Source organism: bacterium (assembly GCA_016703265.1).
GTDB lineage: Bacteria > Krumholzibacteriota > Krumholzibacteriia > LZORAL124-64-63 > LZORAL124-64-63 > CAINDZ01.
Window position 1 is genome coordinate 1 of the sequence record JADJCK010000003.1, and the last position, 21,231, is coordinate 21,231.

The 21,231-nt window shown below is 69.7% G+C and carries 22 protein-coding genes and 1 pseudogene; 11 read left to right on the forward strand and 12 right to left on the reverse strand.

Going from position 1 to position 21,231, the window contains the following annotated elements; translation table 11 throughout:
* The first annotated feature begins 24 nt into the window (after window positions 1-24).
* The 7 genes and pseudogenes from IPG61_04390 (at window position 25) to IPG61_04420 (ending at window position 4,663) form a co-directional block, all read left to right on the forward strand.
* Window positions 25-198 carry a hypothetical protein gene (locus IPG61_04390; GenBank protein ID MBK6733317.1) on the forward strand — a complete coding sequence of 58 codons (174 nt, stop codon included), beginning with the start codon at window positions 25-27 and terminating at the stop codon, window positions 196-198.
* 21 nt (window positions 199-219) lie between these two features.
* A pseudogene (locus IPG61_04395) lies at window positions 220-870 on the forward strand (C69 family dipeptidase).
* 33 nt (window positions 871-903) lie between these two features.
* Window positions 904-1,095 (forward strand): hypothetical protein, encoded by a 192-nt coding sequence (locus IPG61_04400; GenBank protein ID MBK6733318.1) that lies wholly within the window; start codon window positions 904-906, stop codon window positions 1,093-1,095.
* A gap of 101 nt (window positions 1,096-1,196) precedes the next feature.
* The gene (locus IPG61_04405; GenBank protein MBK6733319.1) at window positions 1,197-1,931 is read left to right on the forward strand and encodes an alkaline phosphatase; all 735 of its coding nucleotides are present in this window, start codon (window positions 1,197-1,199) and stop codon (window positions 1,929-1,931) included.
* On the forward strand, window positions 1,862-2,434 hold the full coding sequence (locus IPG61_04410; protein ID MBK6733320.1) for an alkaline phosphatase: 573 nt from the start codon (window positions 1,862-1,864) through the stop codon (window positions 2,432-2,434). Before IPG61_04405 ends, IPG61_04410 begins: the two co-directional genes overlap by 70 nt.
* Window positions 2,435-2,576: 142 nt before the next feature.
* On the forward strand, window positions 2,577-2,951 hold the full coding sequence (locus IPG61_04415) for a hypothetical protein (protein MBK6733321.1): 375 nt from the start codon (window positions 2,577-2,579) through the stop codon (window positions 2,949-2,951).
* A gap of 2 nt (window positions 2,952-2,953) precedes the next feature.
* The gene (locus IPG61_04420; GenBank protein MBK6733322.1) at window positions 2,954-4,663 is read left to right on the forward strand and encodes a T9SS type A sorting domain-containing protein; all 1,710 of its coding nucleotides are present in this window, start codon (window positions 2,954-2,956) and stop codon (window positions 4,661-4,663) included.
* Between the two features lie 78 nt (window positions 4,664-4,741).
* Here IPG61_04420 and IPG61_04425 read toward each other — a convergent pair whose 3' ends face one another.
* On the reverse strand, window positions 4,742-5,053 hold the full coding sequence (locus IPG61_04425) for an antibiotic biosynthesis monooxygenase (protein ID MBK6733323.1): 312 nt from the start codon (window positions 5,051-5,053) through the stop codon (window positions 4,742-4,744).
* Between the two features lie 152 nt (window positions 5,054-5,205).
* On the opposite strand from IPG61_04425, the gene IPG61_04430 reads away from it, so the two are divergent.
* From IPG61_04430 to IPG61_04440, 3 genes are all read left to right on the forward strand, one after another.
* Window positions 5,206-5,547: a hypothetical protein gene (locus IPG61_04430; protein ID MBK6733324.1), complete on the forward strand. Its 342-nt coding sequence runs from the start codon at window positions 5,206-5,208 to the stop codon at window positions 5,545-5,547.
* A 199-nt stretch (window positions 5,548-5,746) separates the two neighbouring features.
* On the forward strand, window positions 5,747-7,819 hold the full coding sequence (locus IPG61_04435) for a radical SAM protein (GenBank protein MBK6733325.1): 2,073 nt from the start codon (window positions 5,747-5,749) through the stop codon (window positions 7,817-7,819).
* Complete coding sequence (locus IPG61_04440; GenBank protein MBK6733326.1) at window positions 7,789-8,478, forward strand: CPBP family intramembrane metalloprotease; 690 nt, start codon at window positions 7,789-7,791, stop codon at window positions 8,476-8,478. Before IPG61_04435 ends, IPG61_04440 begins: the two co-directional genes overlap by 31 nt.
* 218 nt (window positions 8,479-8,696) lie before the next feature.
* Here IPG61_04440 and IPG61_04445 read toward each other — a convergent pair whose 3' ends face one another.
* On the reverse strand, window positions 8,697-10,925 hold the full coding sequence (locus IPG61_04445; protein MBK6733327.1) for an NADP-dependent isocitrate dehydrogenase: 2,229 nt from the start codon (window positions 10,923-10,925) through the stop codon (window positions 8,697-8,699).
* A gap of 115 nt (window positions 10,926-11,040) precedes the next feature.
* Complete coding sequence (locus tag IPG61_04450) at window positions 11,041-12,558, reverse strand: NapC/NirT family cytochrome c (protein ID MBK6733328.1); 1,518 nt, start codon at window positions 12,556-12,558, stop codon at window positions 11,041-11,043.
* 241 nt (window positions 12,559-12,799) lie between these two features.
* Between IPG61_04450 and IPG61_04455 the strand changes: the two genes are divergently transcribed.
* Window positions 12,800-13,090, forward strand: a complete 291-nt coding sequence (locus IPG61_04455; GenBank protein MBK6733329.1) for a hypothetical protein — start codon at window positions 12,800-12,802, stop codon at window positions 13,088-13,090.
* 19 nt (window positions 13,091-13,109) lie between these two features.
* Here the strand turns inward: IPG61_04455 and IPG61_04460 are convergent, their stop codons facing one another.
* From IPG61_04460 to nrfD, 9 genes are all read right to left on the reverse strand, one after another.
* The gene (locus tag IPG61_04460; protein ID MBK6733330.1) at window positions 13,110-13,709 is read right to left on the reverse strand and encodes a YeeE/YedE family protein; all 600 of its coding nucleotides are present in this window, start codon (window positions 13,707-13,709) and stop codon (window positions 13,110-13,112) included.
* Entirely contained in the window at window positions 13,706-14,245 is a 540-nt protein-coding gene (locus tag IPG61_04465) for a YeeE/YedE family protein (protein MBK6733331.1), read from the reverse strand. The genes IPG61_04460 and IPG61_04465 overlap by 4 nt, the downstream gene beginning before the upstream one ends.
* Before the next feature lie 9 nt (window positions 14,246-14,254).
* Entirely contained in the window at window positions 14,255-15,772 is a 1,518-nt protein-coding gene (locus tag IPG61_04470) for a cbb3-type cytochrome c oxidase subunit I (GenBank protein MBK6733332.1), read from the reverse strand.
* Window positions 15,773-16,663 carry a c-type cytochrome gene (locus IPG61_04475; protein ID MBK6733333.1) on the reverse strand — a complete coding sequence of 297 codons (891 nt, stop codon included), beginning with the start codon at window positions 16,661-16,663 and terminating at the stop codon, window positions 15,773-15,775.
* A gap of 126 nt (window positions 16,664-16,789) precedes the next feature.
* Window positions 16,790-17,164 (reverse strand): hypothetical protein, encoded by a 375-nt coding sequence (locus IPG61_04480; protein MBK6733334.1) that lies wholly within the window; start codon window positions 17,162-17,164, stop codon window positions 16,790-16,792.
* Window positions 17,165-17,216: 52 nt separating this feature from the next.
* Window positions 17,217-18,425: a quinol:cytochrome C oxidoreductase gene (locus IPG61_04485; protein ID MBK6733335.1), complete on the reverse strand. Its 1,209-nt coding sequence runs from the start codon at window positions 18,423-18,425 to the stop codon at window positions 17,217-17,219.
* 55 nt (window positions 18,426-18,480) lie between these two features.
* Entirely contained in the window at window positions 18,481-19,128 is a 648-nt protein-coding gene (locus tag IPG61_04490; GenBank protein MBK6733336.1) for a cytochrome c, read from the reverse strand.
* Between the two features lie 3 nt (window positions 19,129-19,131).
* Window positions 19,132-19,692 (reverse strand): DUF3341 domain-containing protein, encoded by a 561-nt coding sequence (locus tag IPG61_04495; protein ID MBK6733337.1) that lies wholly within the window; start codon window positions 19,690-19,692, stop codon window positions 19,132-19,134.
* Window positions 19,692-21,152: a polysulfide reductase NrfD gene (nrfD, locus tag IPG61_04500; protein ID MBK6733338.1), complete on the reverse strand. Its 1,461-nt coding sequence runs from the start codon at window positions 21,150-21,152 to the stop codon at window positions 19,692-19,694. The genes IPG61_04495 and nrfD overlap by 1 nt, the downstream gene beginning before the upstream one ends.
* Between the last annotated feature and the right edge of the window lie 79 nt (window positions 21,153-21,231).

A 21,231-nucleotide genomic window follows, 5' to 3' on the forward strand; every position in this document is an offset into this window, starting at 1 on the left:
GGTGCCCATTGAGTGGCCATCCGCGTGCCCGACGGCTTCATCAGCGCCTTTGCCAACGGCGGCGCATCGACGTTTCGGAAGAACGACCCGAAGAACTGCCTCTACTCGCCGGGCATCGGGAGTTCGCCGCCGCGCACTCTTCGCTGGTGGATATCGGCCGACGGTGCCTTCGACTGGAGCGCCGCTTTCCATCCCTGACAGCGCAGCAGAAACGCTACGGCTACGCGCGTCTGGAGCCTGTTCCGGCGCGCGGCGCCCTCGCTGGCGCTCAGCCCCGACTACCACCGCGGCGTGCCCGGGGCCGAGCCCTACCCGCTGTTCATCAGGCCCGACCGCAAGCTGAGCCTGAACGACGTCTTCGCCCTCATGCGTGACCACTACGAAGGCACCGACTACGACATGTCCCGCGGGCTCGACGCCGGACCGTGGGGCTACCCGTTGCGCACGCGCCCCATGGGCTTCACGGTTGACGACACCGCCTACACCTGGGAGCGCCCGATCTCGACACAGCAGACCGGCTTCTCGATGGTCACGCAGGCGCGGCATTTCCTGCCGGACGCCGTGGGCGGCGTGACCTGGTACGGTCTGGATGACACCGATTTCACCTGCTACACACCGCTCTACTGCGGGATAACCGCCGTGCCACCCTCGTACGCGACGGGCTCACTGCGGCAGTTCACCTGGCATTCGCCCTGGTGGGTGTTCAACTTCGTCTCCAACTACGCCGCGCTACGTGCAGGACATGATCGTCGACGTGCGCCACCAGCAGGCGTCGGTCGAAGTCGATACCTGGCGCTGCAGCCGGCGTGGAGCAGACCGCGGCCGCGCTCTTCCAGGCGAGCGATCCGGAACTGGCGGCGATCTGCTTGACCAACTTCTCGGTCCTGCACGCCGAGGGAACTGGTGCGCACCTGGCGTGCCCTCGGCGAGCACCTGCTGACGACCTACAACGACGGCTACATCCAGGGTGAACCCGGCGACCCGCGGGAAACAGGCTATCCTGCCCCGTGGCTGCGCGAAGTCATCCGGCGCGATCCCGGCAGGCTGCGGCTGCCGGCAGACACCACGCCCGTCGCCGAACCGAAGGACTACTAGATGCGAACGACACCCGCCGGCGTGCTGTTGCTTCTCATGCGAGCGTTTGCCGACCGTGGCCTCCACGACCTTTGCCGCACAGCCCGCGGGACATCATCCTCATGATCGCCGACGGCTGCGGCTTCAATCACCTGCGCGCCGGTTCATTCTGGCGCGATGACGCCGACCTGTTCACCGACTGGACCGACCTGCCGGTGAGCCTGGCCGTGAGCACCTATGCCGAGGGCGGCGGCTACGACCCCGAACAGAACTGGATCGAGGGACCCTCGGCGCGGCCGGCCACCGATTCGGCGGCCGCCATCACCGCATTGACCACCGGTCGCAAGACGATCAATGGGCACCTGGCGGTGGACCCCGCGGGCGCTCCGATCCTCACGATCGTCCAGGCGATGGAACGCGGCGGAAGATCGACCGGGCTGGTGACCAGCGTGCAGATCGCGCACGCCACGCCTGCCGGCTGCGTCGTCAACGGCGAGGATCGCGGCCGCTACCTCGAGATCTCCACCGAACAGCTGACGCGCAGCGGGCTCGACGTGCTCATGGGCGCGGGCCACCCGCTGTTCGACCGGCAGGGCCTGCCGGCAAAGAAGAGCGACTACCGCTATGTGGGCGGCGAGGACACCTGGCAGGGCCTGCTGGCGGGCACCGTGGGCGGCGATGCCGACGGCGACGGCTGGCCCGACCCGTGGCGCCTCGTCGAGGAACCGGCCGCGTTCGCCGCCTGGCCGAGGGTCCGGCGCCCGCGCGGGTGCTCGGCGTGGCGCGCGTGCGCGAGACCCTGCAGCAACAGCGGCCCGGCGACAGGCAGGCGGCGCCGTTCGCCGAACCGCTGCTGACCGGCGTGCCGTCGCTGACGGACATGGCCCGCGGCGCCCTCAACGTGCTGGACGCCGATCCGGACGGCTTCTTCCTGATGATCGAGGGCGGCGCCGTCGACTGGGCCGCGCACGATAACCAGCCCGGGCGGCTGGTCGAGGAAGTGGTTGGCTTTGCCGAGGCGGTGGCCGCCGTGCGGCGGTGGATCGACGCGAACGGCGGCTGGGAGCGAAACCTGCTGCTCATCACCGCCGATCACGAGACCGGTTACCTGACCGGTCCATCACCAGCCGAGGACCCGCCGGCTTCCCCGCCGCCCTCCCCTGCTGCGCCGCGGCGCCGGGAATCTGCCCGGACTGGAGTTCCATTCCCGGAACCACGCAATGCTGGTGCCTGCCCCTGGCGGCGCCGGGGCGGCAACGAACGCCTGCCGGGGCTGGCCGGACACCGCGATCCGGTGCGTGGGCCCTATCTCGACAACACGGCTATCGGGTTGCTGCTGCAGGACTTGGCGGCCCGCTAACCGTCGCCGGGGCGCTGGCGGCGGCGCTCTCCGGGGCGCGTTGGCACCTTTTAACCAACTGTGATATAATCTTGCATTGCATCCGCCCGGGCAGCGCGCCGGCGCCTGCCCGTGAACCCTTATCGAGGAGCCGGACCCGACCATGTACACTCGCCCCCGACTGCTTTCAGGCCTGCCGGGCTTTTGCCTGTTGCTGGGCGCCTGCGGCGCCCTGGCTGCCGAGCCGACTCCCGCGAGCCGGCCCGCTGTGGCGTCCACGCCCGTTGCCACGGCCGGCGCCGGCGCCGCTGAACCGGCCGCCGCCCATCCCATCGCCCTGCGTGACGAGGCGTCACTCGTGGTGACCGTGCATCCGGACGGATCACGTTCGGCGGTGCTGGACGACAGCTTCATGTCGACCAGCGTAGCGCGGATCGACGCCGAGGGTCGCATCGTCATCGGCTGCGTGAGCACACGCGAAGAGTACGACGCCTTCTTCGCCGCCGAAGCCCTGCCCGACGGCCCGGAGGTGCGCTGAAGATGAAGAACATCATCCTGCGGGCGCCCCTGCTCGCGCTCGTCGCGTTGTTGGGCCTGGGCCTGGCCGCACCGGCCGGGGCCGCCACCATCACCATCGTGAACGCCGACGGCGCCGGCGAGGGGTTCAACGACCCCACGCCCGTGGCGCAGGTCGGCGGCAATACGGGCACGACGCGCGGCCAGCAGCGGCTGATCGCGTTCCAGTTCGCGGCCGACGTGTGGGGCGCGATCCTGCCCAGCACCGTCACGATCAAGATCACCGCCTCGTTCGATCCGCTCACCTGCACGTCGACCAGCGCCGTGCTGGGCTCGGCCGGAGCGCGGCAGGCGTTCTGGGATTTCGCCGGCGCCCCGCAGGCGTCGACGGTGTATCCGGTCGCCCTGGCGAACAAGCTGGCCGGCGTCGACCTGGCGCCCGGCGCCTCGAACTCGAGCGCCGACGACATCCAGGCGCGCTTCAACGTCAGTGTCGATGATGCCACCTGCCTGGGTACCTCGGGCTGGTACTACGGTCTTGACGGCAACAACGGCGCCGACATCGACCTGGTCGTGGTGCTGCTCCACGAGTTCGGCCACGGACTGGGCTTCGCCAGCTTCGTCAACAGCTCGACGGGCAGCCTGTTCAACGGCCTGCAGGACGTCTACTCGCAGTTCCTGTTCGACAACACGGTCGGGCTCCACTGGCCCGACATGACCAACGGGCAGCGCGCCGCCTCGGCCATCAACCCTCTGAACGTGGTCTTCACCGGGCCGCAGGCCGTCAACGATGCGGGCAACCTGCTCGGCTATGCCTCGGAACTGCTGGTCAGCGCGCCGGCGAACGTGGCCGGTTCGTACTTCGTGGGCGATGCCTCGTTCGGCCCGACGGTTGCCAGCAGCCCGGTCAGCGGCGATGTCGTCCTGGTGGTCGACAGCACCATCCCGACGGCCGACGGCTGCGAGGCGATCACGAACGCGGCGGCACTTGCCGGAAACATTGCGCTGATCGACCGCGGCATCTGCTCGTTCGCGGCCAAGGTGCAGGCGGCGCAGGACGCCGGCGCCATCGGCGTCATCGTCGTCAACAACGTGGCCGGCCCCGCCGCGAGCATGGGCGGCGCCAGCGCCACAATCACGATCCCCTCGATCATGGTCAGCCAGGCCGACGGCAACCTGCTCAAGGCGGAACTGGCCAACGGGCTGTTCGCCTCGATCCAGACCAGCGCCACCCGGCGGGCGGGCACCGACGACCTTGGCCGTCCGCTCGTCTACACGCCGAACCCGCTGCAGCAGGGATCGTCGGTGTCGCACTGGGACGTCAGCGCCCTGCCCAACCTGTTGATGGAACCGGCGATCAACAGCGACCTCGCCCACAACGGCGTGGACCTGACGCTGGCGGCCTTCCGCGACCTCGGCTGGTTCTTCGGCGCCTCGCCGGTGCCGGGAGCCGGCTCGCGCTGGGCGCTGCGCCAGAACGCGCCGAATCCGTTCAATCCCAGCACGACCATCAGCTTCACGCTGGCCGAGGCCGGTGCCACCGAACTGCAGGTGTTCAACGTGCGCGGGCAGAACGTGCGCAAGCTGGTGGCCGGCGGCCTCGAGGCCGGCGACCACAGCGTCACCTGGGACGGGCGCGACGACAGCGGCGCGCGCGTGCCCTCGGGCGTGTACTTCTACAAGCTCACCTCGGGCAGCTTCGAAGGGCTGCAGCGCATGGTGCTGTTGAAGTAGGTTCCGACACTGCCTGGAAAAGATCGGGCCCGGCCGCCGCAAGGCAGCCGGGCCCGTTCTCCTGAAGGGCATCCCGGATCAGACGCGGCAGCCCTCGCGCCAGTAGGTGATCTCCGGCGCCCCGGCCATGAACCCGCCCGCGCGCGCCTTGAAGGCCTGGATGTGCGGCGTCTGCAGGTGGGGCCCGGCGTAGGCCTCGCGGCTGGTCCAGGTCTCGAGCAGCGTGAAGTCGCAGGGGTCCTCGTCGCGCTGCACGATGATGATGCCGGTGCAGTCGCGCTCCTCGCGGCGCACGACGGCCACCAGCGCCGCCAGCTCGCGCAGGGCCGTCTCCGCCTGCCCGGGCTGGGCACGGTAGCGGATGATGACGTGGATGTCGGTCGGGTTCATCTCGGGCTCCCGGGTTGGTGGGCGGCGGGCAGTGAGCGTTCAATCTCGGCGCAGGCCGGCCGGTCGGCAAGGCTGCGGTCGCTTGCCGCCGGAGGCGCCCCACCTTATCGTGACGCCAGCCCACATCACCCAACACAATAGTGGGAGTTGCCATGGACATGGACCGCCGCGCTTTCCTCAAGAATGCCGGCCTGGTTTCGACCTGGCTGGGCATTTCCATCGTCCTGCAGGCCTGCGGAGACGACAGCAATCCGGGTACGCCGAACAATGGCGACGTGGCCGGCGCCATCAGCGCCAACCACGGGCACTCCGTCAAGATCACCGAGGCGCAGCTCATGGCCGGGGGCGCCGTCAACCTGACCCTCACCGGCGGCGGGCACGCGCACGCCGTGTCGCTGACGTCGGGCGAGGTCGGACAGATCGGCGCCGGTAACCAGGTGTCGAAACTCACCACGACCACGGATACGCACGAGCACACCGTCACCTTCAACTGACGGGCCGGTGGCCCGGAACTTGCCGTTGGGATCGACAGGACCGTCGGCGCCCGGCGCCCTCGGTTTCCATGTCATTGGCGCAAAACAGGTTGAAAACCCCGCGGGCGGGTGCCGTCCAGCGTCCGGGGGCCGATTCCGGCACCGATTGGCCGGAACCTTTCCGCCATTGCGCCGCCGGTTCCGACGAAAGCGGTGGGCCGTGAACGAATACGAGAGCTTCGGCTGGCGCGAGGACGAGTACCTGGCGGCCAATCCGGACGTGAAGGCCGCCGTCGAACGCGGCATCGTCCGCGACGGCTACCACCACTACCTGCTGCTGGGTCGCTTCCGCGGCAATGCCGGCGGCGGCTTCGGCAAGGAGCTGTCGGGAACGACCCGGCTCTGCCTGGATCCGTGGATCAATGCGGAGTTCACCGTCGAGGGCGAGTTGAAGCCCTGCTGCAACTACTTCCGCGGCGCCGCGCTGGGCGACGGCGCCGACGTTGCGGCCGCGCACAACGATCCCCTCTTCCGCGAAGTGCGCCATCGCCTCCTGTCGGGCGACCTGAGCCACGAGTGCACGCGCTGCCACATCCGCGAGAAGGTCCCGACCGAGCAGCTCATCGCCGACGTCTACGCCAAGCTGGGCGATGACGCGCACCTGCTCGAGGGCGGCAAGCTGGAGACCGTGCGCGTGGACGTGACCCAGGAATGCAACCTGCGCTGCGTGTACTGTGCGCTCAGTGCGCCGTGGGCCAAGCCGGGCAAGGACATGAGCGACGAGGTGCTGGCGAAGGTGGCGCGGTTCATCGACGCGTACCCGAACCTGCAGGATGTCGGTGTCAACGGCCACGGCGAGACCACGCACCACCCGCGCTGGCGGGAGTTCTGCGAGCAGCTGCTGGCGCAGGGCGCGCCGCTGTCGGTGATCACCAACCTCGGACGGCGCTACGACGAGGCGGAGATCGACACGCTGTCGCGGTTCACGCTCATCCAGATCAGCCTCGATACCGCCGACGAGGAACTGCTGAAGCGCATCCGGCGCAAGGTCGACCTGAGCCGCATCCTGGCGAACATGACCCAGATCCGGCTGCGCGCCCTGCTCACGGCGCGGCGGGCGCCGGTCTTCGCCTTCAGCTGCGGTTTGTACGACAAGAGCATCTCGCGCCTGGACACGTTCGCCGGCCTGGCCGTGACCATGGGCGTGCGCAACATCACCTTCTGGGACCTGATGAAGTACCCGGACGTGCCCGGCGCCGAGACGGTGCGGCCCCTGCGCGAGCTGGACGACGAGGAACTGCGGCGCGGACTGGCCACCTTCGACCGCGCCATGGCCATCCTGAAGATGTACCGTATCAACGTGACGGTGGCCGGCAACTTCATCGATCCGCTTCGCGCGCGGTTGACCGAGGCGGCGGGCGGGGGGGGGGGGGGGGGGGGGGGGGGGGGGGGGGGGGGGGGGGGGGGGGGGGGGGGGGGGGGGGGGGGGGGGGGGCCGGGCGCCCCCGGCGCCGGGGGGGGCCCCGGGGGCGGCGGGGGCGGGCCGCCGGGCGCCCCCCCGGGGGCCCGGCGGGGGGGGGGGCCTTCCCCTCGCGGCCGCCCGCGGGGGCCCCGTTGGGCGGGGCCGGGGCGCCGCCGGCGGGGGCGGCGGGGGCCGGGGGCCGGGGGGGGGCGCCGGGGGCGCCGGCGGGGGGGGGGGCGCGGGGCCGCCCCGCGGGGCGGGGCGGCGGCGGGGGGCCCGGCCCGGCCGCGCCGGGGCCGGCCGCGCCGGCGGGGGCCGGGGGGTTCCGCGGGGGGGGCGCCGGGCCCGCCCGCGGGCGCGGGGCCCCGCGGGCGGCGGGGGGGGGCCCGGCCGGGGCGGGGCCGCCGGCCCCGGCCCGCCGGGGGGGCGCGGCCGGGCGGGGCGCCGCCCGGCCGGGGGCGCCGCCGGGGGGGGGGGGGGGGCGGGGGGGGGGGGGGGGCGGCCGGGGCGGCCCGCCGCCCCGCGGGCGCGGGGGGGGGGCCCCGGGGGGGCCGCGGGGGGGGCCGCCGCCCGGCCGCGGGCCGGGGGCCCCGCGGCCCGCGGCGCGGCCCCGCCTTCTCCGGGCGCGGCCGGGGGGGCCGCGGGCGCCGCCCCCGGGGCCCGCGGCCGGCCCGTGCCTTTGCCGGCGGGGCGCGGGGGCCGGGCGGGGCGGGCCGGGCCCGCGGCGGGGCGGGGGTCGCGCCGGGGCCGCCGGCGGCCTGTGCGGGGGGCCCCCCCCGGCCGCGGGGGGGGCGTGGCCGTTGCGCAATGACGTGCGCCGCACACGCCTGACCCTGCTGGCCGCGCTCGCGGCGCCGACCCTGCTCGGCGCCATCGGCGTGCACGGCCTCGGGAGCCTGCCGGCGACATTCCTGCTCTACGCCGCGGGCGGCTGCGTGCTCGTCCCGTGGCTGCTGTTGGGTGCGCGGTTCCCTGCGGGACGCGGCGGCCTGCCCTTCGCACCGAAGGCTGCGCGCGTGTGGCGCGGCGAGGTGGCGCTCGCGGTGCTGTTCGGGCCGGTCTTCCTGGCGATCTACGCCGGGGTGCGGCCGTGGCTGGGACCGATCTCCGACTACCGGACCCGCGCCGCAGCGCTGGGCCTGGACCTGGGCGAGCCCTTCGCCTGGCTGCTGCTGTTCGCGGTCTTCAATCCCTGGCTCGAGGAATGGTGGTGGCGCGGGCAGGCCACGCCGCGCTGCAGCGCTGCGTTCGGCCGCGGTCCCGGCCTGGCCCTGGTGACCGGCGCCTTCGCCGCCTGGCACATGGTGCTGCTGGGCGCGCTGTTCCCGTGGCCGCTGATGCTGGCGCGCGTGGTGCTGATCGCCGCGGCATCGCTGTTGTGGTCGCACCTGGCGCTGGCGCGCGGCAGTTGGCGCGCAACCTGGGTCGCGCACCTGGCAGCCGACCTGGCGATGGTGGCGCTGTTCGTGCTCGTGGTGATGCCGCGCTGATCCGCCGCTAGCGCAGCAAGGTCAGGCGCGTTGTCGAGAGGGCGCCGCCCGCCTCCAGCCGCGCCAGGTACGTACCCGAGGGCAGGGCCCTTCCGGCCGTATCCAGGCCGCGCCAGGCCACCTCGTTGCGGGGGCGTAACCTACCAGGCCGCAAAGCAAGCCGCCGGCATCGTACCGGCGGCCGTCCTGATCGCTCGTTCGTCCGGGTGCGGCAGGCCCTACACCAGCCCGTCGATCACCGCGTTGAACGTGGCGCTCGGCCGCATCGCGCGGCCCGCCTTCTCGTCGCTGGGATGGTAGTAGCCGCCGATGTCGGCGGGCTTGCCCTGCGCCGCCAGCAGCTCGCCGGCGATCTTCGCCTCGTTCTCCGCCAGCACCTTCGCCACCGGCGCGAAGCGCGCCTTCAGTTCGGCATCCTTGTCCTGCGCCGCCAGCGCCTGGGCCCAGTACATGGCCAGGTAGAAGGTGGCGCCGCGGTTGTCGATTTCGTTCACCTTGCGGCTGGGGTAGCGCGCGTTCTCCAGGTAGGAGCCGATGGCCGTGTCGAGCGTCTCGGCCAGCAGCGCGGCGCGCGCGTTGCCGGTCGCGGCGATCTGTTCGAACGACGGCACCAGGGCGCAGTACTCGCCCAGCGAATCCCAGCGCAGGTGGCCTTCCTGCAGGAACTGCTGCACATGCTTGGGAGCCGAGCCGCCGGCGCCCGTCTCGTACAGGCCGCCGCCGTTGAGCAACGGCACGATCGAGAGCATGCGGGCGCTGGTGCCCAGCTCGAGGATCGGGAACAGGTCGGTCAGGTAGTCACGAAGCACGTTGCCGGTGACCGAGATGGTGTTCTCGCCGCGGCGCGTGCGCACCAGCGTGAAGGCCATGGCGTCGGTCGGCTTCATGATCTGCAGGTCGAGGCCCTTCGTGTCGTGCAGCGGCAGGTAAGCGTTCACCTTGGCGATGATCTGCGCGTCGTGGCCGCGGGCCGCGTCGAGCCAGAAGATGGCCGGCGTGCCGGCGGCGCGGGCGCGCGTGACGGCCAGCTTCACCCAGTCGCGGATGGCTTCGTCCTTCGTCTGGCACATGCGGAAGATGTCGCCCGGCTCCACCGCACGCTCCAGCAGCACCTTCCCGGCCTTGTCGATCACGCGCACCACGCCGTTGCCCGGGGCGATGAACGTCTTGTCGTGTGAGCCGTACTCCTCGGCCTTCTGGGCCATGAGGCCGACGTTGGCCACCGCGCCCATCGTCGCCGGGTTGAACTGCCCGTTCTTCTGGGCGTCCTCGATGATGGCCTGGTAGATGGTCGCGTAGCAGCGATCCGGCACCATGGCGACGGTGTCCTGCAGCTGGTCGTCGTTGTTCCACATACGGCCGCCGTCGCGCACGACGTTGGGCATCGAGGCGTCGACGATCACGTCGTTGGGCACGTGCAGGTTCGTGATGCCCTTGCGCGAGTCGACCATGGCGATGGCCGGGCGCGTGGCGTAAACGGCCTGGATGTCGGCCTCGATCTCGGCCTTCTTCGCCGCCGGCAGCCTGTCCAGCTTCTCGATGACGCCGGCCAGGCCGTTGTTCACGTTGGCGCCGATCTCCTTCAGGGTGCCGGCGTGCTTGTCCAGCGCGGCGGCGTAGAACACCGAGACGGCGTGGCCGAACATCACCGGATCGGAGATCTTCATCATGGTGGCCTTGAGGTGCAGCGACAGCAGCGTGCCGTCGCGCTTGCACTCGTCGATCGTCTTCGCGTAGAACGCGCGCAGGGCGGCCACGTTCATCACGGCGGCGTCGATGACCTCGCCCGGCAGCAGCCCCAGCCCCTCCTTGAGCACCTTCACGTCGCCGGCGGCGCCGGTGTATTCGATGCGCACCTCGGTGGCGGCATCCATCGTGACGGAGATCTCGCTGCCGTAGAAGTCCTTCTCCGACATGTGCGCGACGCGCGCCTTCGAGCCTTCCTTCGGCCAGTCCTTCATCATGCGATGCGGGTTCTTCTGGGCGAACTTCTTGACCGAGGCGGCGGCGCGGCGGTCGGCGTTGCCCTCGCGCAGCACCGGGTTCACGGCCGAGCCCAGTACCTTGGTGAATCGCAGCTGCAGGGCTTTCTCGGCGTCGTTCTTCGGCTCTTCGGGATAGTTAGGGATGTCGTAGCCGTGCTCCTGCAGTTCCTTGATGGCGGCCTGCAGCTGCGGGATCGAGGCCGAGATGTTCGGCAGCTTGATGATGTTCGCCGTCGGCGACTTGGCCAGGTCGCCCAGGGCGGCCAGGGCATCGGGCAGCTTCTGCGCCGCCGTCAGCTTCTCGGGGAAGTTGGCGATGATGCGGCCGGACAGCGAGATGTCCGACGCCTCGACGTCGATGCCGGTACCCCGGGTGTAGGCCTGGACGATGGGCAACAGGGCGTAGGTGGCCAGGGCGGGCGCTTCATCGATTTTCGTCCAGACGATCTTGGAGTTGGCCATGGGTATCCCTCGGCTTGGCTGGGGTGGAGCAGGCGGCTGAACCGGCATTCTCAACTAAAATCATCCGGTGCCCGGGCGGAGTCAAGCCGCCCGCCCGGGCGCCGTGAGTCGTCGCCTATTCGCCGTGGCATTCGTTGCAGTTGGTCGTCTTCCATTCGTCGCCGATGTCTTCCGGGTGCACGTACTCGACACTGGCCAGCGACGTGAACTCCTCGCCCGACTTGCGGGTCTGCGAGAGGATCGTGTGACACAGGTCGCAGTCGCGCGGCAGCACCTCGCCGTCGTCGGTCTGGTGCAGGCCGTCGTGGCAGCGGAAGCACCCGGGCGTGGTCAGGTGGCCGATGTGGTCGGGGAACTCGCGCCAGTTCACGCGCATCTCGGGGAAGATGTTCGTCTTGAACAGCAACTGGGCGCGGGTGATGGCCATCTCGATGTCGCCGGCCCGCGCCTCCACCACCTCGGGATGCTCCTCGGTGTAGAACGTATGCACGCCGTCGGCGATGGCGGTAAGAGCCTCGTCCTCGGTCTGGTACTCGGCCTGCATCAGGTCCACGAGCAGGTTCTTGACGCCCGGCAGGTCCGAGGCGATGAGCCCGTTCGCGATGTCGCGGTTGACCACGCGCGAGGGCGGGTTGTAGTGGTGCGTGGGCCGGTTGTGGCAGTCGATGCAGTCCATCGCCCGCTGCTCCAGGGCGGCGGCCTGCTCGTCGGTCAGGTCGGAGGCGGAGCTGCGGTAGATCTTCTCGGTGCCGTCCTTGCCGGTGAACTTCACCCACGGGATGTCCAGCCGCTTGGCGTCGGTGGCCACGTAGGTGACCTGGTTGGCCGTGTGCCAGTGGATGCCGTGCGCCTCGGCGCCGCCGGCGCCGCCGCTGCCGATCTTCATCGCCAGCTTCAGGCTCCAGTGCGTGTTGCCCTCTTCGCGCCCGTAGTAGTCGTAGGACTTCAGCTTGTCGCCGGAGAAGTGCTCCGGCCAGTGGCACTGCTCGCAGGTGTCCCGCGACGGACGCAGGTTCTTGATCGGTGTCTCGATGGGCCGCGAGTACTTGTTGAAGAGCACCGAGTACACCTGGTAGGCGCCCGACAGCTTCGAACGGACGTACCACTCGGTGCCCGAGCCGATGTGGCACTTCACGCAGCCCACGCGCTGGTGCGGCGAGGCGTTGAAGGCCGTGTACTCGGGCTTCATCACGGTGTGGCAGGTGGTGCCGCAGAATTTGTCGCTCTCGGTGAACTCGTACGCCTGGTAGCTGCCGAAGGCCGACAAGGCCATGAAGATCAGGAAACCGCCGCCCACCAGGAAAGTGCCGCGCACGTGGCTGGGGTCGTTGAAATCGATGCGGGGCAGGCGCTCGGTATTCGACAATCCCAGCCGGCGTCGCCGCTGTTGCCGCAGGACGCCGATGGCACCCAGCGCCAGGCCGATGATCAGGAAGCCCGGCAGGATCACGAACGCGATGATGCCCATGTATGGGCTCTGCGAACCGCCGAAGTGTTCCAGCGCGAACAGGAACAGGATCAACGCGAGGCTCAGCGCCGCCAGTCCCGCCCCGAGCAGCGAGATGGCGTTGTAGTACGACGCCGGCAGCTTGGTGGCGCGGGACTTCTTCGGCGTCTCGTGATGGTCCGACACGGGCAGGCCTCCGGGGTTCGGGATGCCGGAAATCTAGGGATTTCCGGCCATAAAGCCCAGAAAAAAGACAGGAGTGTCCCGATTGTTGCGCCGCGCGGCGACGCGTCGGCGGAGCATGCCAGAGCCGTTGCGTGGGATCAATGAAACTGTGGCTCCGCTTCCCCGTAGATGCGGCTTGCGTTCCTACTGTAAGGCGAGGTGTCAGCTACCCCGACCTCCACACCCGACGGAGAGAATGAAAATGGGACTCATCAACTGGATCTTCGACATCTACCAGCACACGCAGATCGACAAGGCGCGCGACGAGGCCCGGCAGGCGCGGATGGAAGCTTCGTCGGTGCGCATGGGCGGCGGCGGCGGCATCGACACGGCGCGGCTCGAACGTTCGCTGGGCGAGCTGGCCCTGGCCACCAAGACGGTGCAGCGGATGATGGTCGCCAAGGGCATCTGCACGCGCGAGGAGTTCGCGGCGCTCATGCGAGAGATCGATCGCGAGGACGGCGTCGAGGACGGGCGCGCGCCGCTGGGCTGACCTTTCCCGGCCGTGTCGTTCAGCGGTCTGGTCGACGGTCCGCGAAGCGCTTCTCGACGCGCGCCAGGAACCAGGCGACCAGCGCCAGCACGGCCACGAAAACCAGCGTCCACCAGCCGCGGCCGACTCCGGTGACGGCCGGCAGCGTCAGCTCGCCGCGGCTGCCGGCCTCGATCCACGCCTCGAGGCCCGGGGTCAGCTCGGCGTAGGCCATGACACCGGCCAGCATGCCCAACGTGAAGGCCAGGCCGTCGCGGCGCCCGGTGGCCAGCGACGCGACCGCCGTGCCGGGGCAGTAGCCGCCGATGATGAACCCGGCGCCGAACACCAGTCCGCCCAGGGCCTGGGCCGCCAGGTGGGTCGGCTCGACATAGACCCATTCCAGGTCCAGCAGTCCCGCCGCCGACAGGACGGTCAGGCCCACCATGGCGGTGACGATGGCGGTGAACATCACCTTCACCACCGCCATGTCGTACAGGTAGAAAACGGCGACGAGCTTGCGGGCGCTGCCGAAGCCGGCGCGCTCCAGGCAGAAGCCGAAGCCCGCTCCCAGCAGCAGGGCCGTAGCCAGCACGGCGGCCTGGCCCGGTTCGAGCCGGGCGAAGAGCGGGAACGTCATCGCCACTGCCTCCGCACGGGGCCGGCCAGGGCGTAGGCGGCCACGAAGACCGCCGCCATGAAGACGAGCCCGCCCACGCTGAGCATCGCCCCGCCGGTCAGGGCCTGGCCGCTGGTGCAGCCGCGGGCCAGCCGGGCGCCGTACGCGGCCAGGATGCCGCCGACGAAGGCCAGCACCAGCCGGGTGCGTTCCGAAACGGCGGGGCCGCGCTCGGTCACGCAGGCCAGGCGCCGCCCCTGCAGGCCCGAGATGAAGGCGCCGATCGCGGCGCCGGCCAGCAGGAACAGCGTCCACGACAGCAGCGGGGCGCCGTCGTTCCAGAAGCGGGCATGGACAGGATGGTCGGCGGCGCGCGCGGCATCGGCCAGGCCGGCCAGCCAGGCGGCCACGGCCGAGTAGGCCGCCGTGGCGCCGAGGCCGCGGCCGGCGACGATGAAAGAGAGCAGGAGAACCAGGCCGAGCAGGACGCCGGCGAGCCAGGGATTCCAGTACGGCCTGCCGTTGCTGAAGCCGTTGGTGCCGTGGCGTTCCGTCACGGCTCGCCCCTAGCGGGCGTACGGATCGCCGACGGCCGGCCCGGCCGCGCCCCGCCACTCGCCCGTCGTCGCACCCCACGGGTTGGCGCTCGACTTGGGGCCGTCATGCAGCGCGCCGAACAGGTTCGAGATGATCATCACCAGGCCGGTGGTCAGGATCCACATGCCCCACGTGGCGGCAACGTCCAGCCCGCCCACGCCCGCCGGCACGTTGGCCAGTCCCTGCGGCACGCCGCGGGCGCCGGCGATCAGCTGCGGCAGGAATGCCAGATTCAGGCCCACCAGGTAGGTGAAGGCCGACAGGCGACCGAGCAGCGGGTTGTACATGCGGTCGAACATGACCGGCCACCAGTAGTGCAGGCCGGCCAGCAGCGCCGTCAGCACGCCGCCCATCATCACGTAGTGCAGGTGCGCGGTGGCGAACACGGTGTTGGCCAGGTAGTTCGAGGCCGCCAGCGTGCAGAGCATGAGGCCGCTCATCACCGCGATGCCGGTGTTCAGCAGGAAGGCCACCACGAACGAGGTGGGCGCAGCGCAGGCCACGGCGCCGCGGTAGAGCGTCGACAGCCAGCTGAAGCTCAGCAGCGCCACGGGCACGGCCGTCAGCAGCGAGAGACTCGCGAAGACGAAGCTCAGGGCCGGCGACTGGCCCTTGCCGATCAGGTGCACGCCCCAGGTGGAGAAGCCCAGGCCCAGCAGCGCGATCAACGAACCGACAACCGTGCGGTAGCCCACGACCGGGCGCCGCGCGATGCCGGCGATGACCTCGGTGATGACGCCGGCGGCCGGCAGCAAAGCGAAGATCGCGAGCGGCTGCACGGCGAACCAGAAGTAGCCCTGCCACAGCAAGGGATCGGCATTGGCGCCGAAGGGACCGGCGGCGGCGCCGCGCGCAGCGGCCAGGTAGATCACGAGCACCGCGAAGAGCGTGCCGGCGACCACCAGGGCGTACGCGGTCAGGTACAGCGACCAGCTGAAGATGGGCATCTGGAAGAAGCCCAGCCCGGGCCGGCGGCCGTGGTGCACGGTGACGATGAAATTCAGGCCGGTGGCCAGCCAGCCGCCGGCCACGCAGACCAGGGCCAACGCCAGCAGCCAGAAGGCGCCGGGAGCAGCCAGGCTCATCGGCGTCACGAATGTCCAGCCGGCCCCGACGGCGCCGAACATGATCGACAGGACGAGCAGCACTGTGCCAGCCATCTGCAGCCGCAGCGACAGCCGCGTCAGCCAGGGCAGCCGCAATTCGCCGACGCCCAGCTGCATCGGCAGCAGGTAGTTGCCCAGCACCGAGGGAATGGCCGGGACCAGGAACAGGAACACCATCAGGATCCCGTGCTGCGTCAGCATCTGCCGGTACAGCCCCGGGTCGACCAGCCCGCTCGTGACCCGCAGGCGCAGGATGATCGCGTAGATCGCGCCCAGCAGGAACGCGCCGCAGGTCCACCACAGGAACTGCAGCGCAATGCGCTTGTGGTCGGTGGTGGTCAGCCAGTTGGCGCCACTGGCCGCGTGCGTGGCCTTGCTCATCTACTTGCCCTCCTGCGCGGCGGCGACGGTCGGCGCCGCGCCGGTCGAATCGGCCGCGGCCGGTGCGCCACCCTTGCTCGAGAGCGTGCGCAGCCAGGCGGTGATGGCCTCGATCTCCTTGTCGGTGATCTTGCCCTCGAACGGGGTCATGACGGGCTCGAAGCCGGCGATGACCGACACGTTGGGGGTCAGGATCGAGGTGCGGATATAGGCGGCGTCGGCCGTGATGCGCACGCCCTCGCGGGTATCGAACTCGAAACCGTACATGTCCTTGAAGCTCGGGCCGACCAGCTTCGAACCGTCGAGGCTGTGGCAGGCGCGGCAGCCCTTGGTGCCGTACAGCAGCTCGCCCGCCTGCTCCATGGTGCGGCCGGCGAAGATGTCCGAGACACGCGTCATCCAGGCATCGAAGTCGGCCGGCGCGTGCGCCACGACGGCGGTGCGCAGGTTCTGGTAGGTGTCGCCGCCGTAGATGCCGCTGCGAAGGTCGAACGTGCCGGGCGTCGTCGCGGTGAACCAGGCCTGGGCCGTGCGGCCGGGGATGATGGGCTCGTTCACGCGCAGTGCCGGCACCTGCACGCTGTGGATCACGTCGGCGGTGGTGGCATCCAGCCGCACCGGGCGGCCGGTGGCCACGTGCAGCGTGTCGGCGACATGGCCGTTCGGGTAGGTGAACTTGAAGCCTTCCTGGCCCGCGTTCACCAGCACGCGGTACGAAAGCCAAGGCGCCGCACGGCCGTCCAGGTAGCCGGGCAGCCCGGCCGCAAACGCGTAGACGGCGATGCCGACCGCGGCCAGCACCCACAAGGCCTGGAACATGGGGTTGGCGCGGCCGCCCGGAGCACCCTGGGCGTCGTCACGCTGGCGCCGGAACTGCCGCACGAAGGTCACGGCGAGCCCGTGACCAGGATGACCGCAAAGCCCCCGCGACATAGACTCCGTAGAACGCCGCATCGACGCCCTGGGCCTGGGTCGAGGCCGCCTGCGGAAGCCAGCTGATGATGTTGGCGCTGCCGATCAATGCCGTACCTCGTTTCCTGCCGGCGCCTCTGCGGGCGCCTCTGCGGCCGGCGCCACAGGCAGGGGCTGGATGGACGCCTCGGCCGCCAGCCGGTTCATCGCCGCGTCGATCGGCATCACTGCCTTGGACTTCTGCTCATCGAGCCAGCGCGGCGACTCCATCAGGCGCGCCGCGTGCTCGGCGTCGAGCGCGCGCAACGGCTCGTTGACGGGCGTTTCGAGCTTCTGCTTCGTCTCGACGGCCTGCGCGGCCAGGTAGCCGCCCTGCAGGAACAGCGACAGGGCCACGACGAAGACCAGCGCCGCCAGAGCGCACAGGACCACCGCCAGGCCGTTGAAGCCGTTTTTCGCTCTCGGATCGACCGCAGCCATCGTTTTGCTCCCGGGCGCCGTGGAGGGCGCCTTGGACTAGGACATCAATCGGTTACGCGTTCTCGAACCGCAGGGACTCGTCCAGGCGCGGATCACGCATGGGCACCAGCGAACCGCCCATGGCCAGGCGCGTGACGCCGGCCAGCCACAGGCCGCCGATGCCGAAGAAGCCGGCGACGGCGATCGGGCTGAAGAAGGCGGTCGCGCTGTACGCGGGCATGATCACCCAGTACAGGTTCAGCCACTGCGCCACGATGATCCACATGGCCCAGAAGGCCAGCACCTTGCGGTTGCGCTTGGCCCAGCGCGAGACGAGGCCCAGCCAGGGCAGCGCGAACGTGCAGAACAGCGTGGCCCGCGCCACTTCGCCCCAGCCGTTGCGCGAGCGCAGCAGGTACCAAGCCGTTTCCTCGGGGATGTTCGCGTACCAGTACAGCATGTACTGGCTGAAGGCGATGTAGCCCCAGAAGAAGGTGAAGGCGAACATCGCCTTGCCGTAGTCGTGGAAGTGCTCGGGGCTGACGATGCGCGTCAGGCGGCCCGTGCGCTGCAGGCCCAGCGTCAGCAGCGTCAGCACGGCGAAGAACGACACGAAGCCGCCGGCCCAGTAGTAGACACCGAACATGGTGCTGAACCACAGCGGGTCGATGCTCATCACGAGGTCGAAGGCGGCCAGCGCGGTGCAGATGCCCGAGGCCATCAGCGCGAACCCGCTCAGGTTCTCGAAGCGGCGGGTGATGGCCAGGTCGCCGCTCTTGTCCTGCGCCAGCGAACTGCGCCAGTAGAACAGCGAATAGCCGCTCCAGACCGTGAAGTAGATGTCCCAGCGCAGCGTGAAGGCGCCGAGGTTCAGGAAGCCGAGCTTGTGGGCCAGGGCGGGACTCGCGGCGATCTCCGGGTCCATCCAGCCGTAGACGCGGCCTGCCAGCAGCAGCACCGGGATGGCCATCAGGGCCAGCAGCGGCGTCACCGCGGCCATGACCTCGGCCAGGCGGCGGATGACCACGTTCCAGCTCGCGCGCGTCACATACATGATGCCGATGAAGATCAGCGCCCCCAGGCTGATGCCCAGGAAGAAGGCGAAATTCAGCACGTAGGCGAAGGCGAACTGCCGCAGGTTGTCGCCCTGCGCCGCGCCCAGCCCGAACGCCGCCGCCAGGCCGGCCAGGCCGACCACGAGGCTGATCCCCAGGACGCGCGGCCCCAACCCGTCGAGGGTCGTGTGCGTGTCCTGCAGGGTGGGAACATGGTGATGAGCCAAGTCCTTCTCTCCCGTGCTGGCCGGCCCGCAGGCCGGCGCCAAACCGAAAAAATGCCTACTGGCCCAGGGCGGCCCGGCTCTCGACCGGGACGTCGGCGATCGTTGCGTTGCGGGACAGCTGCAGCGCCCGCACATACGCGGTCACGGCCCAGCGGTCCTGCGGATTCAGCTGCGCGCCGTACGACGGCATCGTCCGGATTCCCTTGCTGATCGTGTTGTAGATGTGCCCGGACGGCCGCTCGACCACCGTCTGGCTGGTCAGGTCCGTCGGCGGCGTCCAGGTGCCCTCCGCCAGCGCCTGCGCGCGGACGTGGGTCATCCCGTTGCCGTTGCCGCTCTGGCCGTGGCACGGGGCGCAGTAGATGTTGAAGCGCTCGCGGCCGCGCTCCAGCATCGGCTTCGTCACCTGCACCGGGATCTCCTGCACGAAGATCGTGTCGCGGGCGATACCGCGGAAATAGGCGTCATCCTCGTTCAGGAGGCCGCGCGCGACCGTACCCACTGGGGGCTTGCGCATGGTCACCCCGTCCGGGAAGAACGTGTTCTCGGTCTGCGCCTTGTAGTACGACTGCTGGTCCATGTCGTAGACGACCTGCAGGCGCGGCTGATTCTTGGGCTGGTGGTTGGCGCGGTACATCAGGCCCATGGGGACCAGGCTGACCGCCACCAGCAACAGCAACACATAGATGATCCAGCGCGGCATCGGTCAGTCCTCCACGCTTTCGCGAACCTCGTCGACGACGCTGCCACCCAGCGAGGCGAGGAAGGCGCGGGTCTTCTCGACCTCGAATTTCGGGTCGCGACTCTCGATCACGATGTAGAACCGGTCCTGCGACGCGCGCCGGAAGCGGTCGTGCGCCAGCAGCGGATGACTCAGCCGCGGCATGCCGTTGAGGCCCCACATGCCGAAGAAGCAGGCGAAGGCGCTGAGCAGCACCGTCAGCTCGAACATGACGGGCACGGCGGCCGGCAGGCCGAACATGGGCTTGCCCGAGATCATGAACGGGTAGTCGACGGCATTCATCCACCACTGCATCAGGACCGCCAGGGCCAGGCCACTGGCGCCGCCGGCAAGCACCAGCCAGGGCAGGCGCGTGCCCTTGATGCCCATGGCGTCGTCCATGCCGTGGACCGGGAACGGCGAATGCGCATCCCAATGCCGGAAGCCCGCGTCGCGCACCTTCTCGCAGGCCTTCATGAAGGCCGATGGGCTCTCGAATTCGGTCAGCAGCGCGTAGAGGCCGCCGTTGCCATGTCTTGCGCTCATCAGCGGTCACCTCCGTCCCGGATATGGGCCGGGATGTCGCCGTGGTAGTCGCCCACCGAGCGCCGCTCGCCGCTGTGGGCGTCGGCGATCGGCATAACCGTCTTGACTTCGGCCATGGCGATCATGGGCAGGAAACGGATGAACAGCAGCACCAGCGTGAAGAACAGGCCGAAGCTGCCGACGAAGGTCAGGATGTCGACCGGCGTAGGCCGGAAGTAGGCCCAGCTCGACGGCAGGAAGTCGCGGTGCAGCGACGTGACGATGATCACGAACCGCTCGAACCACATGCCGATGTTCACGAAGATGTACATGATCCACATGACCAGCAGGTTCGTGCGGAGCTTCTTGAACCAGAACAGCTGGGGCGTGATCACGTTGCAGGTGACCATCGTCCAGTAGGCCCAGGCATAGGGGCCGAAAGCTCGGTTGATGAAGGCGAAGCTCTCGTTCGGGTTGCCGCTGTACCAGGCGATGAAGAACTCGGTGGCGTAGGCGAACCCGACCATGCTGCCGGTGGCGAGGATGATCTTGTTCATGTTCTCGAGGTGGTGCTTGGTGATGATCTGCTCCAGCCCGAACCACTTGCGGGCGGGAATCAGGATCGTGCCCACCATGGCGAAGCCCGAGAACACGGCGCCGGCGACGAAGTACGGCGGGAAGATCGCCGTGTGCCAGCCGGGGATCTGCGACGTCGCGAAGTCGAACGACACCACCGAGTGCACCGAGAGCACCAGCGGCGTGGCCAGGCCGGCCAGCAGCAGGTACGCCTTCTCGTAGCGGTGCCAGTGGCGGTGCGAGTTGCGCCAGCCCAGGGCCAGGAAACCGTAGATGGCCTGCTGGATGCGCGTCTTCGAGCGGTCGCGCAGCGTGGCCAGGTCGGGCACCATGCCCGTGTACCAGAACAGCAGCGACACCGTCATGTAGGTGCCGACGGCGAACACGTCCCACAGCAGCGGGCTGCGGAAGTTGGGCCACATCGCCTGGTTGTTGGGCAGCGGGAACAGCCAGTAGACCACCCAGACGCGGCCGACGTGGATGCCCGGGAAGATGCCGGCGCAGACGACCGCGAAGATCGTCATCGCCTCGGCGAAGCGGTTGATCGAGGTCCGCCACTTCTGCCGCAGCAGGAACAGGATGGCCGAGATCAGTGTACCGGCGTGGCCGATGCCGACCCAGAACACGAAGTTCGTGATGTCCCACGCCCAGCCGACCGGGTTGTTCAGGCCCCAGACGCCGACGCCGCGAATGAAGAGCCAGCCGATCATCAGGAACAGGACGCCCGTCAATCCGGCCGTCGCGAAGAATGCCAGGTACCAGGCACGCGGCGTCTTCCGCTCCAGGACGATGTCCGAGACCTTCTCGGTGATCGACGTGAAGTCGTTGCCGCCGAGGATCAACTCCACCGGTCGGGTGGGGTCGTCCTTCGTGTTGTCCCAGGCATCCGAGACCTGCGGTTTCATCATTCGGGCTCCCGTTCAACGTACCGTTCGTGCAATGGCCGGTGTTCCGTCGACCGATATTCTGTCGATTACGTGGCGC